Source organism: Agrococcus terreus (genome assembly GCF_014645235.1).
Classification (GTDB): Bacteria; Actinomycetota; Actinomycetes; order Actinomycetales; family Microbacteriaceae; genus Agrococcus; species Agrococcus terreus.
The window spans coordinates 54,424-69,138 of the sequence record NZ_BMLM01000001.1; the positions used below are offsets into that span (position 1 = coordinate 54,424).

The 14,715-nt window shown below is 73.4% G+C and carries 12 protein-coding genes; 4 read left to right on the top strand and 8 right to left on the bottom strand.

Annotated features, from left to right (window positions below; genetic code table 11):
- The first annotated feature begins 44 nt into the window (after nt 1–44).
- The gene (locus tag IEW90_RS00285; RefSeq protein WP_188714809.1) at nt 45–1,979 is read left to right on the top strand and encodes an amylo-alpha-1,6-glucosidase; all 1,935 of its coding nucleotides are present in this window, start codon (nt 45–47) and stop codon (nt 1,977–1,979) included.
- A 21-nt stretch (nt 1,980–2,000) separates the two neighbouring features.
- On the opposite strand, the gene IEW90_RS00290 is transcribed toward IEW90_RS00285, so the two are convergent.
- The 4 genes from IEW90_RS00290 to IEW90_RS00305 are packed head-to-tail and all read right to left on the bottom strand — an operon-like array spanning nt 2,001 to nt 6,305.
- Nucleotides 2,001–2,834: a carbohydrate ABC transporter permease gene (locus IEW90_RS00290; RefSeq protein WP_188714811.1), complete on the bottom strand. Its 834-nt coding sequence runs from the start codon at nt 2,832–2,834 to the stop codon at nt 2,001–2,003.
- Nucleotides 2,831–4,027, bottom strand: coding sequence for a carbohydrate ABC transporter permease (locus IEW90_RS00295; RefSeq protein ID WP_188714813.1), 1,197 nt, complete (start codon nt 4,025–4,027; stop codon nt 2,831–2,833). Before IEW90_RS00295 ends, IEW90_RS00290 begins: the two co-directional genes overlap by 4 nt.
- 2 nt (nt 4,028–4,029) lie before the next feature.
- Complete coding sequence (locus IEW90_RS00300) at nt 4,030–5,277, bottom strand: extracellular solute-binding protein (protein ID WP_188714815.1); 1,248 nt, start codon at nt 5,275–5,277, stop codon at nt 4,030–4,032.
- A gap of 14 nt (nt 5,278–5,291) precedes the next feature.
- Complete coding sequence (locus tag IEW90_RS00305) at nt 5,292–6,305, bottom strand: LacI family DNA-binding transcriptional regulator (RefSeq protein ID WP_188714816.1); 1,014 nt, start codon at nt 6,303–6,305, stop codon at nt 5,292–5,294.
- 142 nt (nt 6,306–6,447) lie between these two features.
- Here IEW90_RS00305 and IEW90_RS00310 point away from each other — a divergent pair, with 142 nt between their 5' ends.
- Entirely contained in the window at nt 6,448–8,319 is a 1,872-nt protein-coding gene (locus IEW90_RS00310; RefSeq protein WP_188714819.1) for a glycogen debranching N-terminal domain-containing protein, read from the top strand.
- Between the two features lie 34 nt (nt 8,320–8,353).
- Nucleotides 8,354–8,590, top strand: coding sequence for a PLDc N-terminal domain-containing protein (locus IEW90_RS00315; RefSeq protein WP_229679418.1), 237 nt, complete (start codon nt 8,354–8,356; stop codon nt 8,588–8,590).
- A gap of 97 nt (nt 8,591–8,687) precedes the next feature.
- Here the strand turns inward: IEW90_RS00315 and IEW90_RS00320 are convergent, their stop codons facing one another.
- From IEW90_RS00320 to IEW90_RS00330, 3 genes are all read right to left on the bottom strand, one after another.
- Nucleotides 8,688–9,665, bottom strand: coding sequence for a carbohydrate ABC transporter permease (locus IEW90_RS00320; protein ID WP_188714821.1), 978 nt, complete (start codon nt 9,663–9,665; stop codon nt 8,688–8,690).
- Nucleotides 9,662–10,795, bottom strand: coding sequence for a carbohydrate ABC transporter permease (locus IEW90_RS00325; RefSeq protein WP_229679588.1), 1,134 nt, complete (start codon nt 10,793–10,795; stop codon nt 9,662–9,664). Before IEW90_RS00325 ends, IEW90_RS00320 begins: the two co-directional genes overlap by 4 nt.
- 491 nt (nt 10,796–11,286) lie before the next feature.
- Nucleotides 11,287–12,633, bottom strand: coding sequence for an ABC transporter substrate-binding protein (locus tag IEW90_RS00330; protein WP_188714824.1), 1,347 nt, complete (start codon nt 12,631–12,633; stop codon nt 11,287–11,289).
- Nucleotides 12,634–12,888: 255 nt separating this feature from the next.
- Between IEW90_RS00330 and IEW90_RS00335 the strand changes: the two genes are divergently transcribed.
- Nucleotides 12,889–13,896, top strand: coding sequence for a LacI family DNA-binding transcriptional regulator (locus IEW90_RS00335; protein WP_188714826.1), 1,008 nt, complete (start codon nt 12,889–12,891; stop codon nt 13,894–13,896).
- Here IEW90_RS00335 and IEW90_RS00340 read toward each other — a convergent pair.
- Nucleotides 13,848–14,672: a metal ABC transporter ATP-binding protein gene (locus IEW90_RS00340; RefSeq protein ID WP_188714828.1), complete on the bottom strand. Its 825-nt coding sequence runs from the start codon at nt 14,670–14,672 to the stop codon at nt 13,848–13,850. The two genes, IEW90_RS00335 and IEW90_RS00340, sit on opposite strands and share 49 nt — an antisense overlap.
- Nucleotides 14,673–14,715: the final 43 nt, after the last annotated feature.

Below are 14,715 nucleotides of genomic sequence, written 5' to 3' on the forward strand. Positions count from 1 at the left end.
GTCGCCCGGCATAGCGTTCCCAGCACGAGGGCGAGGAGGTCACGATGCGCGAGGTGCAGCCCCTCCCGATGGTGCGGCCGGCACTGCTGCACGGCAGCCGGACGGCCCTGTGCGCGCCCACCCTGCTCTGCTCGGCGGAGGACGGATCGATGCCGGACCCGGCCGCGCACGGCGTCTCGCACGGCGACTGGCGCTGGATCCGCTCGATCGACGTGCACGTCGACGGCGGCGAGATCGAGCACATCGCGACGAGCGACGACGAGGATCGCGTGGTCTTCCACGGCATCGCACGGCAGCTCGACGGGCACGAGCCGGTCGCGCAGGTGGTCGTCGAGCGCGCCCGCCACGCCACGCCCGACGGCTTCTCCGAGCGCGTGACGTTGGTGAACGGCCGCGACGTGCCGCTCGCGGCGCGACTCGACCTGACCATCGAGGTCGAGCTCGCCCCGCTCGCCGACGTGCGCGCCGCCGACGCCGCGCCGTCGCCGGTCGAGCTGCGGCGCGACGGCGACGCCGTCGTCGTCGACGGCGGAGCGCGGTCGATGCGGCTCTCGGTGCGCGGCGGATCGCTCGAGGTGGAGGAGGACGGCCGCATCGTCGCGACGCGGCACGAGATCGTGCGGCCGGGCGACTGGTCGGGGCTCACGGTGGAGGCGACGTTCGTCGACGCCTCCCTGCACGCCCGTGCGGCCATCGCGCCGCCGCGGGTCATCGCCCTCCCGCACACGCGTCGGCCCGCGCTCGATCGCTGGGTCGAGCGCGCCTCCGGCGACCTCGCCGACCTCCTGCTCGACGCCGGGCACGGTCCCTACCTCGCGGCCGGGGCGCCCTGGGACCTCACGCTCGTCGCGCGCGACGCGCTCATCGCGGCCCGGCTCCTGCTGCCCTCCGGCGGCGGCTTCGCAGAGGGCACCCTCCGGAGCCTCGCGGCGCTCCAGGGCACGGCGCACGACCCCTCGACCGGGGAGCAGCCCGGCAGGATCCCGCACCGCCTCCGCCGCGCAGGGGACGGCGAGGGCGCCGCGCGCATCTTCGAGGCGATGGACGCGACCCCGCTGTGGATGGTGCTGCTGCACGACGCCTGGCGGGCGGGGATGCCCGCCGAGGCGGCGGAGCCGCTCGTGCCGGCGCTCGAGGCCGCCCTCGGGTGGCTCGCGCGCGCCGTCGGCGACGACTTCCTGCGGCTCGAGCCCGCGCGGCAGGACCACGACTGGCGCGGCACCCTCGGCGCGGTGCGGCACCACGACGGCTCGCTCGCCGACGAACCCGTCGCCCCCGTCGAGCTGCAGGGACTCGCGTGCCTCGCCGCGGCGTCCGCCGCCTCGATGCTCGAGGCCTTCGGCCGCGACGGCGAGCCGGGCCGCGCCCTCGCCGCCGGCATCCGCGAGCGCTTCCGGGCGTCGTTCTGGGTGTGGCGCGGCGACACCGAGTTCCCGGCGATGGCGCTCGACGGCGCCGGCGTCCCGGTCGACGCGCTGTGCTCCTCGATCGGCCAGCTCGTCGGCACGACGCTGCTGACGCTGCGGGAGGAGCGGAAGATCGCGGCGCTGCTGCTCGACGACCGGCTCTCGTCGGGCTTCGGCCTGCGCTCCCTCGCCACGGACGCGGCCGCCTACTGGCCCCTCGCCCCCTACGCGGGCGCGGTGTGGCCGCACGAGACCGCGATCGCGATCGAGGGGCTGCTGCGGCGCCGGATGCTGGCGCCCGCTCGCGCCCTCGCCGCGCAGCTCGAGCGAGCCGCGGGCGCGCTCGGCGGCCAGCTGCCCGAGTGCTTCGCCGGCTACGGCCTCGACGAGGTCCCGGGCCCGCTCCCCATCCCCGGCGCCGCGGGGCCGCGGGCGGCGAGCGCGGCGTCGGTCGTGCCGGTGCACGCCGGGCTCGTCGCGCCGCGCGCGTCCGCGCGCGCGGTCGCGCCGATGGCCGAGGACATCGGCGCCTTCCCGCTGCTGCGCCGGGCGGATCCCCGCGGCGGCGCCTGACCCGCAGGCACCGCCGCGGGCTCAGCCCTTCTCGGCGCCCTCCGTCGTCGACATGATCCGCCGCTGGAAGATGAAGAACACGACCGCGACGGGGATCGTCATGAGCACGGCCGCCGCGAGCTTCAGCGGGAACTGGTTGCCCGATCCCAGCTGCCCCGACACGAGCGCGCCGACGCCCGTGGTGAGCGTGTTGAGCTCGGGGCTTTGGCGCGAGACCACGAAGTGCGCGAACTCGTTCCACGATCCCTGGAACGACAGGATCGTGAGCGTGATGAGCGCGGGCGTCGCCATCGGCAGCGTCACCGACCAGAAGGTGCGGAACACGCCCGCGCCGTCGATCCGGGCGGCCTCCTCGATGGAGGCGGGGATCGAGTCGAAGAACTGCTTCATGATGAAGATGCCTGCCGCATCGGCCAGGAGCGGGATGATCATGCCGCCGTACGTGTCGAACAGCCCGAGCTCCTTGATGACGAGGAAGCGCGGGATGAGCAGCACGACCGACGGCACCGCGAGCACCGCGATGAAGAGCGCGAAGATCGCGCTCCTGCCGCGGAACCGCAGGCGCGACAGCGCGTACGCCGCGAGCGAGTCGAAGAACACCCGGAAGACCGTGACGACGACGGTGATGAAGACCGAGTTCGCCGCCCACAGCGGCAGGGCGGTGTCGAAGAACAGCCGCTCGTACGCCGCGAACGTGAAGGTCTGCGGGATGAGGCCCATCGGGTCCTGCGTCGCCTCGGCGTCGGTCTTGAAGGAGTCGACGATCGCGATGACGAAGGGGTAGATGTAGACCGTCGCGAGCACGACGAGGACGACGTAGCCGGCGATCAGCCCGCCGGTGACGCGCTGCTTCATGTCAGTCCTCCGCCCGTGCCCGACTGCGGCCCCGCCTGGACCCGCGCTGCCCCTTGCGCCATCCCGCCGTCGCCGCGGCCGCCGTCGACCGCCCTGCGGTTCCGGCGGTCGCGCCCGAACCCGCTCGGGTCGCGGTCGGCGAGCGCGAAGCGCTGGATGAGCGTCATGGCGATGATGATGAGGAAGAGGATGAACGCGATCGCCGCGGCGATGCCCGGCTCGTTGCCCTCGAACGCCTGGTTGTACGCGAGGTACGCGGGACTGGTCAGCGTCGGCGCCGCCGGCGTCCCGCGCGTCAGGTACACCTGGTCGAAGACCTGCCACGTGCCGATCAGGCCGAGCGTGAGCACCGTGAAGAGCGTCGGCTTCAGCATCGGCAGCGTCACCGAGAAGAAGGTGCGCACGGGGCCGGCGCCGTCCATGACGGCCGCCTCGCCGACCTCCGCCCCGATGTTCTGGAGCCCTGCCAGGAACAGCAGCATGAAGGTGCCGGAGGTCGTGAAGATCGCGAGCATGATGAGCACCGACTGCGCCACCGAGGGCCCGGCGATCCACTGCCACGCGCTCACGCCGAGGAAGCCCGGTGCGTCCCACCCGGCGGGCGCTCCGCCGACGCCGACGGCGCCGAGCGCGATGTGGACGAGCCCGCGCGGGTCGGCGAACCAGTTCGGCCCCTGCACCGAGAAGAAGGCGAGGATGCGGTTGACGACGCCCGTGGCCGAGAAGAGGAAGAGGAAGACGCCCGTGATCGCGATCGACGAGGTCACCGACGGGAAGTAGAAGGCGGTGCGGAAGAAGCCCTTCGCCCGCAGCAGCCGCCGGTTGACCTGCACCGCGAGGAAGAGCGCGAGCGCCGTCTGCAGCGGCACGACGAGCAGCACGTAGTAGACGTTGTTGCGGATCGAGCGCCCGAAGAGCTCGCGCAGCAGGGAGTCCTCGGTCGTGATGGCGGCGTAGTTGTCGAGGCCGACGACGTCGACCCGATCGTTGAACAGCGGCGAGTTGCGGCCGTTCCAGTCGGTGAACGAGACCCAGAGCGCGAGCGCGATCGGCGCGATGAGGAAGACGCCGATGATGAGGAGCGCTGGCAGCGTGAAGAGCCAGCCGGCGACCGCCTCGCCGCGATTCCCCGCGGGGCCCCGCCCGCCCCGGCGCCGCGTCCGCGGCGCCGGGGCGTTCGAGGTGGTGGTCATGCTCAGCCCTGCGAGGCCTCGTAGGCCGCCTCCAGCTGCGTCTGCAGCTGGTCGAGCACGGCCTGCGCGTCGGCGCCGTCGAGCGTGGTGATCGCGTTGTTGAACTCGGTCACGACGTCGGCCGCGCCCGCGAAGGCGACGGGGCTCTCGGCGTAGTCGGCGCCGGCCACGAAGGCCTCGTTCTCGGGGTAGGTCTCGGCGTAGGTGGCCGCGGCCGACTGCGTCGAGGGGATCACGCCGAAGGCGTCCGAGAACGCGAGCTGCTGCTCGTCGCTCGTGAGGAACTCGACGAGGCTCTGCGCGGTCTCGGCCGTGTCCTGGCCCTCCGGGATGCCCCAGCAGTTCGAGAACGTGAACGTGCCCTGGCCGGCGGGGCCGGCGGGCAGCTCGGCGACCTGGAACTCGACGTCCGGGAAGTCGTTCTCGAGCGCGCCGTTGATCCACGGGCCCTCGATCACCATCGCGGCGCGCTGGTTGCCGAAGGCCTCCCCGCCCCAGCCGGCGCCGAGGTCGGCCGGCCACTGCAGGGCGCCGCTGGAGAGCAGGCCCTGCACGTACTCGAGCGCCTCGAGGTTCTCGGGCGAGTTCGCCGTGACGGTCTCGCCGTCCATGAGGCCTCCGCCGGCCTGCTGCATGAACGTGCCGACGCGCGCGTACTCGGCGCCCATCGACAGGCCGACGACGTCGCCCTCGGTGAGGGTCTCGGCGACGGTCTGCAGCTCCTCCCACGTGGTGGGGACGTCGTCGTCGGTGAGGCCGGCGGCCTCCCACAGCTGCGTGTTGATGACGAGCCCGAGGGTCGAGAAGTCCTTCGGCGCGCAGACGAACTCGCCGTCGAACGAGAAGGTGTCGACGAGCGCGGGGTAGAAGTCGCCCGCGTTCGGGAGGTCGCCGGCGTAGGGCTCGAGGAAGCCGTCGTTCGCGTAGGTCTGGAACTGGTCCCAGCCCATGTAGAAGACGTCGGGCGCCTGGTCGCCGGCGAAGCCCTGCGCGAGCTCCTGGTTGAGGTCGGAGGCCGCGACGACCTGGACCGTGTTGCCCGTCTCCTCGCCCCAGGCGTCGGCGGCCGCCTGCACGGCCTGCGTCTCGGCGTCGCCGGACGAGCCGATGAGCATCCGCAGCTCGAGCCCGGTCTCGGGCTCGGCCGTCTCTCCGTCGCCGGCGCCGCCACCGCCGCCGGCGCAGGAGGCGAGGGCGAGGGCCAGCGCGCCCGCGAGGGCGACGCTGCCCAGCTTGGTGCTGTGTCGCATGGTGCTGCTTCCTTTCAGGATGGGGCGGAGCCCCGGTCGGCGACGGGGGCGATCCCCCACCGCGTGTCGTCGCGCCGCACGAGCCGCGGGCGCACGAGGGTGGTCGAGGTCGGGTCGGCGAACGCCGCGTGCACGGCGCGCGCGACCTCGTCGAGGCTCTGGTCGATGCTCGGGAAGCCGAGGCCGGCCGCGAGCGAGGTGTTGTCGAACCCGATGACGGGCAGGCGGCGGCCGCTCGGCGCCGCGGCGGCGATCGCGCCGGCGGCGAGGGAGTCGGAGGCGCAGACGAGCGCGTCGACGTGCGGCAGCAGGTGCGCGGTGGCGTCGACGGCCTCGCCGACGCGGTCGTCGCTGCGGGCGGTGAGGCGCTCGAGCCCTGCGTCGTCGATCCCGAGCCGCTCGCGCATCGCGTCGGCCCAGCCGGCGCGCCGGTCGTCGCCGGAGCCGGATCCGGCCGGCCAGCCGACGAAGCCGATCCGTCGGTGGCCAGCGTCGAGGAGCGCCTCGGTGGCCTCGCGCGTGCCCGCGGCGCCGTCCACGTCGACCCACGCGTGCGGCGCGCTCGCGTCCCACGGCCGGCCGAAGGCGACGAACGGCAGGCCCGCCTCGAGCAGCGCGTCGACGCGCGCGTCCCCGGGGTGCGTGCCCGAGAGCACGAACTGGTCGGCGGCGCGCTCCGACTGCAGGCGGCGGATCTTACGCACCTCCTCCTCGTCGCTCGTGGCGGTGAAGAGCAGCACGTGGCGCCCGAGCTCGTCGGCCTGTGCCGTGAGCTCGTGGAGGAAGCGGTCGAGGAGGCTCGAGGCGATGTTGTCGACGACGGGCTCGATGCGGAGGCCGATGGTCGAGACGGTGCGCTGGCGCAGGCGGCGGGCCTGGATGTTGGGCGCGTAGCCGAGCGCATCGACGGACGCGAGCACGCGCTCGAGCGTCGTGGGCTTGAGGAGCGCGGGGTTGTTGAGGGCGTTCGAGACGGTCTGCACCGAGACACCCGCGTGGGCGGCGACGTCGGCGAGCCTCGTGCCCATCGCTGCCCCACTTCCTCGTGCGGTCCGGCGCGGTCGCTGCCGGTCGGTGCGGATCCGATCCGATCGGATGCCTGGTTGGATCGTTCCAATCTTGACGGTAGCGTAAGGCTCGCCCGATGTGAACCACCTGGAAGGCAGCACCATGAGCGATGAGGCTCCCCCGATCCGGCACGGTCGCCAGCCCCTGCTCAACGACGCGCTCGTCGTGCTCCAGGCGCCGACCCAGGCGTGGTCGGCGGCCGACGGCGACGTCGGCGCGGCCCCGATCCACGGCGTCTTCCACGGCGACTGGCGCTACGTGCGCGCGCTGACGCTGCGCGTGGCGGGCGAGCCCGTCGAGGCCACCGGCACCGCCCGCGACGCCGCGAGCGCCGCCTTCCACGGCCTGGCCCGCGCCATCGACGACGGGACGCCCGACCCGCGCGTGCTCGTCGAGCGCGTGCGCCGCGTCGCGCCCGGCGCGCTCGCCGAGCACGTCGCGGTGCGCAACGGGCTCGAGCACCCGGTCGTCGCCGAGATCGAGGTGCGCGTCGAGGTCTCGATCGCCGAGCTCTCGACCGTGAAGGCGGGCCTCCCATCCCCAGTCGCGCTCTCGTGGGACGGGCTGCGCGCGGGCGACGGCACGCGCTCGGTCGCGATCGTCGCCCCCGGCGCCGAGGTCGAGCGGCAGGGCGACGCCGTCGTCGCGCGCTGGCGGCTCGAGGTGCCGCCCGGGGGCGCGGCCGAGGCCGCGCTCGAGCTGGCGATCGACGACCCGTCGATCGTCGTGGGGCCTGCCGCCTCGCGCCGCATCGACGAGCTCCCCGCATCCGGCGACGCCTCGCTCGACCGCTGGGCCGCGCGCGCGGCCGACGACCTCCGGGCGCTGCTGCTCGACGCCGGACAGGGCCCCTTCGCCGCCGCGGGAGCCCCGTGGTTCATGACGCTCTTCGGCCGCGACTCCATCATCGCGGCGCGCCTGCTGCTGCCGCTCTCGCTCGAGCTGGCCGAGGGCACCCTGCGCACGCTCGCCGCGCGCCAGGGCGTCGTCGTCGATTCCGCGACGGCCGAGCAGCCCGGCAAGATCCTGCACGAGGTGCGGCAGGCGACGTTCACGATGCCGGGCGAGGGGATCGTGCTGCCCCCCGTCTACTACGGCACCGTCGACGCGACGCCGCTGTGGATCTCGCTCCTCCACGACGCCTGGCGCGCGGGCCTCCCGCTGCAGGCGGTGCGCGAGCTGCGCCCCGCGCTCGAGGCGGCGCTCGGCTGGATGCGCGACCACGGCAGCCCCGACGGCTCGGGCTTCCTCAAGTACGTCGACGAGACCGGCACGGGCCTCGCCAACCAGGGCTGGAAGGACTCCGGCGACTCGATCCGCTACCGCGACGGCTCGATCGCCGAGGGCCCGATCGCGCTGTGCGAGGTGCAGGCGCAGGCGTGCCAGGCGGCCGAGGGCGGCGCGGCGCTGCTCGACGCGATCGGCGCCGACGGCACCGAGTGGCGCGCCTGGGCGGAGGCCATGCGCGAGCGCTTCCGCGCCGCGTTCTGGGTGGAGCGCGGCGGCGAGCGCTACCCGGCGATCGCCCTCGACGGCGACGGCGAGCCGGTCGACTCGAAGACCTCGAACATGGGCCAGCTGCTCGGCACGACGCTGCTCTCGCCCGAGGAGGAGGCGCACGTGGCCTCGCTGCTCGTCGCGCCGACCTTCGCCTCCGGCTGGGGCCTCCGCACGATGTCGGACGACCAGGGCGGCTACTGGCCGCTGTCGTACCACTGCGGCTCGGTGTGGCCGCACGACACCGGGATCGTCATCGAGGGGATGCTGCGCGCCGGCCTGGTCGACGAGGCGCGGATCCTCGCGGCGCAGCTCGTGCGCACCGCCGACGCCTTCGACGGCCGGCTGCCGGAGCTGTTCGCCGGCCTGTCGACCGAGGAGTCGTCGTCGCCCGTCGCCTACCCGGCCTCCTGCCGGCCGCAGGCGTGGAGCGCGGCCGCGGTCGTGCCGGTGCACGCGGCGCTCACGGCGGGCTGAGCCGCCCGGGAGGGCACCGCGATAGCGTCGACGCATGCCGCTGACGGTGAACCCGCTCCTGCCGGCCCACTACGACCTCCTGTGGACGGCGGCCATGGTGGGCGTCGTGGTGCTGGGCGTCTCCGCGTTCATCAGCATCTCGCGCCGCGCTCGCCAGACGCCGCTCGCGGTCTCGCTCGCGTGGATCGGCGTCGTGCTGCTCATCCCCGTGCTCGGTCCGCTCCTCTGGTTCGCGGCGGGCCGCCGCGCCGCGCCGTCGCTCGACCGCTGAGCGGGACCGCGGCGCCGCATCCTCGCCGAGCGGTGCCCGCGCGGATGAGGGGTGCCGGTCCACCAGCACCCCTCATCCGTGCGAGCACCTGTCGGCGCTAGCCCTTCGCCGAGCCGGCCAGCAGGCCGCGCACGAAGAAGCGCTGGAGGCCGAAGAACACGAGCAGCGGCACGACGAGCGAGACGAACGCTCCCGCCGTCAGGCGCTCCCAGTTCTCGCCGCGGGAGCCCGCGAGCTCGGCCAATCGCTGTGTCAATGGCGCTGTGTCCGGCGTGCCGGACGAGAACACCAGCGCGACGAGCAGGTCGTTCCAGACCCAGAGGAACTGGAAGATCGCGAACGACGCGATCGCGGGCATCGCGAGCGGCAGCACGATCCGGAAGAAGATCTGGCCGTGCCCTGCACCGTCGACCCGCGCGGCCTCGATGACCTCGCCGGGGATCTCCGAGATGAAGTTGTGCAGCAGGAAGATCGCGAGCGGCAGCGCGAAGATCGTGTGCGCGATCCAGACCGGCAGGAACTGCCGCTCCGAGATGAACGGCACGGCGTCGTGCAACGCGTTCTGGAACGGCTGCAGGAACGTCACGAACAGCTGCAGCAGCGGGATGAGCGCCATCTGCAGCGGCACGATCTGCAGCGCGAAGACGACGACGAACAGCGTGCCCGAGCCCTTGAACTTCACCCACGCGAACGCGTACGCCGCGAGGGAGGCGAGCACGAGCGGCAGGATCGTGCCCGGGATCGCGATGAGCAGCGAGTTCACGAAGTACTCGCCGAGCTGGGGTGAGCTCGCCGAGCCCGAGAAGAGCACGTCGCCGTAGTTCGCGAGCGTCAGCTGCGGGTCGGAGAAGAACGTCCACCAGCCGCTCGTCGAGATCTGCTCGGCCGGTCGGAACGACGAGAGCAGCAGCCCGAAGGTCGGGATGGTCCACAGCACTGCGATCACGATCGCCGCCGCGGTGGCCCACGGGCTCGTCAGCCGGCGCTTGACGCGCTCGGCGCGGCCGACGCCGGCCGCCGCGGAGACCGCGGCCTCGGAGGTCTTCGGCTGGGGCGTGATAGCGACGCTGCTCATCGGATCGCCTTCTGCTGGTTGAGGACTCGGATGTTGTAGACGACGATCGGCAGCACGAGCAGGAAGAGCACGAGCGCGAGCGCCGCACCTCGTCCCGGCTCGCCGGAGCGGAACGCCTGGGTGTACATCTCGTTCGCCACCACGGAGGTGTTGAAGTTGCCCGCCGTCATCGTGCGCACGATGTCGAAGACCTTGAGCGTCGCGATCGAGATGGTCGTGACCACCACGACGAGCGACGACCGGATGCCCGGCAGCGTCACGTTCGAGAATCGCTGCCAGGGGTTCGCGCCGTCGAGCGACGCGGCCTCGATCTGCTCGACCGGCACGCCCTTGATCGCGGCCGACAGCACCGTCATGGCGAAGCCGGTCTGGATCCAGATCATCACGATGATGAGCGCGAGCGTGTTCCAGGGGCTGTTCTGGAGGATCTGCTGCGGCTGGCCGCCGAAGAGCGTGATCAGCTGGTTGATGAGACCGATCTGGTCCTGCTCGGGCCCGCGGTAGGCGTACATGAACTTCCAGATGATGCCCGCGCCGACGAACGAGATCGCCATGGGCATGAACACGAGCATCTTGTAGAAGCGCTCGCCGCGGCTCTTGTCGATGAAGACGGCGTAGGCGAGGCCGATCGCCGTCGAGAGCAGCGGCACGAGGACCACCCACACGACCGTGTTGGCGAGCGTGACGAGCGCCTCGGGCTGCGTGAACATCCAGACGAAGTTGTCGACGCCGTTGAAGGTGCCGGTCTTGTCGGTGAAGGCCAGGATCGCGGTCCGCACGGCCGGGTAGACGAGCCCGACCGTGAGCAGCAGCGCAGCCGGGATCAGGAAGACGAGCATCGGCTTGGAGTCGTCGTCGTGGTCGGCGAGGAACCCCAGCACGCCGGCGATGCCGAGCGCGGCGGCGAACGCCCACGGCCAGACGCCGATCGGCTGCTCCTGCCCGCCCTCGAGCACGGTCGCGGAGACGACCACGGCGGCCGCGGCGACGAGCCAGACGACGAGCCGCAGCGAGCGCCGCACGCCGTTCGGGGCGAAGGCCACGCCTGCGGTCACGACGAGCGCGCCGACGAGGGGCCAGCCGACGATCGTCGCCGCCTGGGCGAGCGCCGGGGTGACCCAGTCGAGCATGGGCAGCGCGCCGCTCTCGCCCATCGGCAGCAGCACGACGGCGACGGCGACGAGCGCTGCGCCGACGAGCCGGTACGCGGCGCTGCGGACCGCGGGCGATGCGGGCTGCAGCGCGCGGTCCAGCAGCAGCTGCAGCACGACGCCGACCACGCCCGCGATGCCGAGCAGGATGAGCGTGTTCGTGAGCTGCTGCGTCATCCACGGGACGACGCCGTAGAGCACGCGCGCGAGCACCGCGATGAGGACGAAGGCCGCGGCGATGATCGCCCGCGGCCTCCAGCCGTCGCGCAGCGACGCCACGAAGCCCTTGCGCTCGGCCCCGTCCTCGCGATCGAGGAAGGCCAGGAGCAGGGCCATGACGACGCCGAACGCGGCGAGGCCGACGACGGCCTGGAGCACCTTGCCGATGAGATCCATCGTGGTCATGCGATCACCTCCGTGATGCCGGTGCGGGGGCCGCTCGCGCGACCCCCGCACCGGTCAGGCACCGGTTACGGCCAGCTCTGCTCGATGGTCGAGAGCACCGACTGCGTGTCGCCGCCCGAGATCCAGTCGACCATGCCGGTCCAGAAGGTCCCGGCGCCGACGGCGCCCGGCATGAGGTCCGAGCCGTCGAAGCGGAAGGTCGTCGCCTCGTCCTGGAGGATCTCGACGGCCGACTGCAGCAGCGGGCTCGACGCGTTCTCGGGGTCCAGGCCCGAGTTCGCCGAGATGACGCCGCCGAGCGAGACGCGGCTGTTGGCCCACTCCGCGCTCGACAGGTAGGTCTGCACCGCCACGACCTCCTCGTCGTCGCTGAACGCGCCGACGAACTCGCCGCCACCGGTGACGGCGGGCGCGCCCGCCTCGGTGCCGGGCGTGAGGAAGGCCCACACGTCGCCGTCCTCGGCGACCGTCGTGCCCTCGGGCCAGAAGCCCTCGTAGAACGACGCCTGGTGGTGCATCGCGCACGTGCCGTCGAGCACCGGCAGGCCCGCCTCGCCGAAGTCGGTCGTCGCGATCGTCGAGACGTCGCCGATGCCGCCGTTGACGTAGTCGGGGTTCTTGATGAGGTCGCCGACGCGGTCGAGCGCGGTGGCGATCTCAGGGCTGTCGAACGGGATCTCGTGCGCGACCCACTGGTCGTAGACGTCGGGGCCCGCCGTGCGGAGCACGTAGTCCTCGACCCAGTCGGTGCCCGGCCAGCCGGTCGCCTCGCCGGAGCCGAAGCCGACGCACCACGGGGTGACGTCCGACTCGGCGATGCTCGCGGTGAGCTCGTCGAGCTCGTCGAGCGTCGTCGGGACCGCCCAGCCGTTCTCCTCGAACACCGAGGGCGAGTACCAGACGAAGCCCTTGACCGAGGCCATGAGCGGCGCGCCGTAGAGCGTGCCGTCGACGGTGCCGTAGTTCTGCCAGTCCTCCGTCCAGAACTCCTGGGCGTTCGCCGCGACGCCCTCGGGCGCCTCGAGCAGCGCGCCGGTGCCGGCGACGGAGGCGAGCAGGCCGGGCTGGGGGAAGATGCCGAGGTCGGGCGGGTTGCCGCCCTGCACGCGCACGTTGATCTGCGCCTCGAACTCCGCCGAGCCCTCGTAGACCACGTCGATGCCGGTGCACTCCTCGAACTGGGCCCACGACTCGTTGAGGCGCTCGGCCTCCGCGTCGAGGATCGTGCCGTAGACGTTGACCTCGGCACCCTCGAAGGTGCCGTAGTCGGCGTACTCGGCGCAGTCGCCGCTGGGGGCGGCGCCGGGCGACTCGCTGCTGCTCGGGGCGGTGTCGCCGACACAGCCGGTGAGCGCGAGCGCGGTGACGCCGGCGATGCCGAGCGGCAGGCCGACGCGTCGTGCGTGCTTCACATGAACTCCTTCGTTCGCTTGGTGCGAGGGAGGCGCCGCTCGCGGACGAGGGGCGCCGTCGCCGAACCGGAACCGGTTCCACTGTCGGGCACGCTACAGCACCCGCTCTGCGTGTCCACAGGGAGGATGCATTGCGATTCGGCAACGATCGCTCAAGGGGCGGCTACCGCGCCCGGTGCTGCGGCGGCTACCATCGCAACCGGTTCCGATGATGGACGCGGGGGCTGGCCCGCACGGCAGGCGCGAGGAGGCGGCATGCCCAGGCTCGACGACGTGGCCCGCGCCGCCGGCGTCTCGAAGGCCACCGCGTCCCGCGCCCTATCCGGCGCCGACGGCGTCTCGGCGGCGACGCGCGAACGGGTGCAGCGCACGGCCGAGGAGCTCGGCTTCCGCGTCTCGGGCGCCGCCCGGCGGCTCGCGACCGGCCTCACCCGCACCATCGGCGTGCTGACGCCCTCCGTCGACCGCTGGTACTTCGGCTCCGTGCTGCACGGCGTCGCCGACGCGGCCGACGCGCACGAGCACGACGTGCTCCTGTACGACCTCGGCGTGCTCGGCAAGGGCGGTCACGAGCGCTTCGAGCGGTTCCTGCGCCGCGGCGAGGTCGACGGGCTCGTCACGATCACCTGGAGCCTCGGCGACCGCGACCTGCAGCGGCTCGCCGAGCTGCGCGTGCCGGTCGCGACCGTGGGCGAGCCCGCCGAGCGCACCCGATCGTTCAGCCTCGACGACGACACCACCGGCGTCCTCGTCACCGAGCACCTCCTCGGCCTCGGCCACCGCGACGTGCTGCACGTCTCGAGCGCCACCGAGGTGCAGCCGTTCGCGGCCTCCTCCTCCGACCGCCGCGCGACCTCCTACGAGCGCACGATGGCGGCGCACGGCCTCGCGGCGCGGCCGATCGTCACGGTGCCCACGACGCTCGTCGGCGCGCACGCGGCGGCGATGGCGCTGCTCGAGCGACCCGACCGCCCGACGGCGATCGTCGCAGGCACCGACGAGGTGGCGCTCGGCATCCTCGTCGCCGCGCAGCAGCTCGGGATCCGGGTGCCCGGGGACCTCAGCGTCACGGGGGTCGACGACATCCCCTCGGCCGCGGCCTTCGGCCTCACGACCGTCCGACAGGACCCGGCGCAGCACGGCCGAGACGTCGTCGCGTGGATCATGCGGGAGCTCGCGAGCCCGAGCGAGCGTCCCGACACGAGTCGCACGACCTACGCGCCCGAGCTCGTGGTGCGCGCCTCCACCGCGCCGCCGCGCTGAGCCTCGGCCGCCGCGGGGGCGAGCGCCGCCGCGGCACGCGCCGCCTGCGCCGCGGCCACCGCCTCCGGCGCCCCCTCGGCGACGACGAGCCCGTGATCGAGCAGCACGGCGCGGTCGGCCCGCGCGAGGCTGCGCCGGTCGTGCGTCGCGACGACCACGACGGCGCCCTCGGCGGCGGCGGCCGCGAGCGCGTCGTCGATGCGGTCGCGCGACGCGTCGTCGGCGGCGGATCCCGGCTCGTCGAGCAGCAGCAGCGGCGCCCGCTGCACGAGCCCCTGCGCGACGAGCACGCGCTGCCGCTGGCCGCCCGACATCGCCGAGAGCTGCCGGTCGGCGAGGTGCTCTGCCCCCACCTGCGCGAGGGCCTCCTCGACGCGGCGCCGGCCGGCCGCGCCCAGGCGGCCGAGCATGCCCCGTTCGCCCCACAGCCCCATCGCGACGGCCTGCCGGCCGGTGAGCGGGAGCCGGTCGCCCGCGTCGGTGCGCTGGACGACGAGCGCCCGTGCGGCCGGCAGCCCCGCGATCGTGCCGGCGGCGGCCGGTGCGAGCCCCGCGAGCGCCTCGAGCAGCGTGCTCTTGCCGCTGCCGTTGCCGCCGACGAGCGCGGTGACGGCGCCTGCGGGCAGCCAGCAGGTCGCGCCGTCCAGCGCGCGCTCGCCGCCGCGGTGCACGACGAGACCCTCGGCGCGGACGCCGGTGCCGGCGTCGGCGTGCGGCTCGGCGGTCGGGCGCGGCGTGCGCGCGGGCGGTCGGCGGTCGAGGGATGCGGTACTCATCCCCTCGATTGTACTTTGAGAATCGTTATCGTTATCTTCGATC

Bases quoted from the DNA above. Each gene is read 5' to 3' on its own strand.
- IEW90_RS00285 (WP_188714809.1), top strand. From the start codon at position 45: ATGCGCGAGGTGCAGCCCCTCCCGATGGTGCGGCCGGCACTGCTGCAC.
- IEW90_RS00290 (WP_188714811.1), bottom strand. From the start codon at position 2,834: ATGAAGCAGCGCGTCACCGGCGGGCTGATCGCCGGCTACGTCGTCCTC.
- IEW90_RS00295 (WP_188714813.1), bottom strand. From the start codon at position 4,027: ATGACCACCACCTCGAACGCCCCGGCGCCGCGGACGCGGCGCCGGGGC.
- IEW90_RS00300 (WP_188714815.1), bottom strand. From the start codon at position 5,277: ATGCGACACAGCACCAAGCTGGGCAGCGTCGCCCTCGCGGGCGCGCTG.
- IEW90_RS00305 (WP_188714816.1), bottom strand. From the start codon at position 6,305: ATGGGCACGAGGCTCGCCGACGTCGCCGCCCACGCGGGTGTCTCGGTG.
- IEW90_RS00310 (WP_188714819.1), top strand. From the start codon at position 6,448: ATGAGCGATGAGGCTCCCCCGATCCGGCACGGTCGCCAGCCCCTGCTC.
- IEW90_RS00315 (WP_229679418.1), top strand. From the start codon at position 8,354: ATGCCGCTGACGGTGAACCCGCTCCTGCCGGCCCACTACGACCTCCTG.
- IEW90_RS00320 (WP_188714821.1), bottom strand. From the start codon at position 9,665: ATGAGCAGCGTCGCTATCACGCCCCAGCCGAAGACCTCCGAGGCCGCG.
- IEW90_RS00325 (WP_229679588.1), bottom strand. From the start codon at position 10,795: ATGCTCGACTGGGTCACCCCGGCGCTCGCCCAGGCGGCGACGATCGTC.
- IEW90_RS00335 (WP_188714826.1), top strand. From the start codon at position 12,889: ATGCCCAGGCTCGACGACGTGGCCCGCGCCGCCGGCGTCTCGAAGGCC.
- IEW90_RS00340 (WP_188714828.1), bottom strand. From the start codon at position 14,672: ATGAGTACCGCATCCCTCGACCGCCGACCGCCCGCGCGCACGCCGCGC.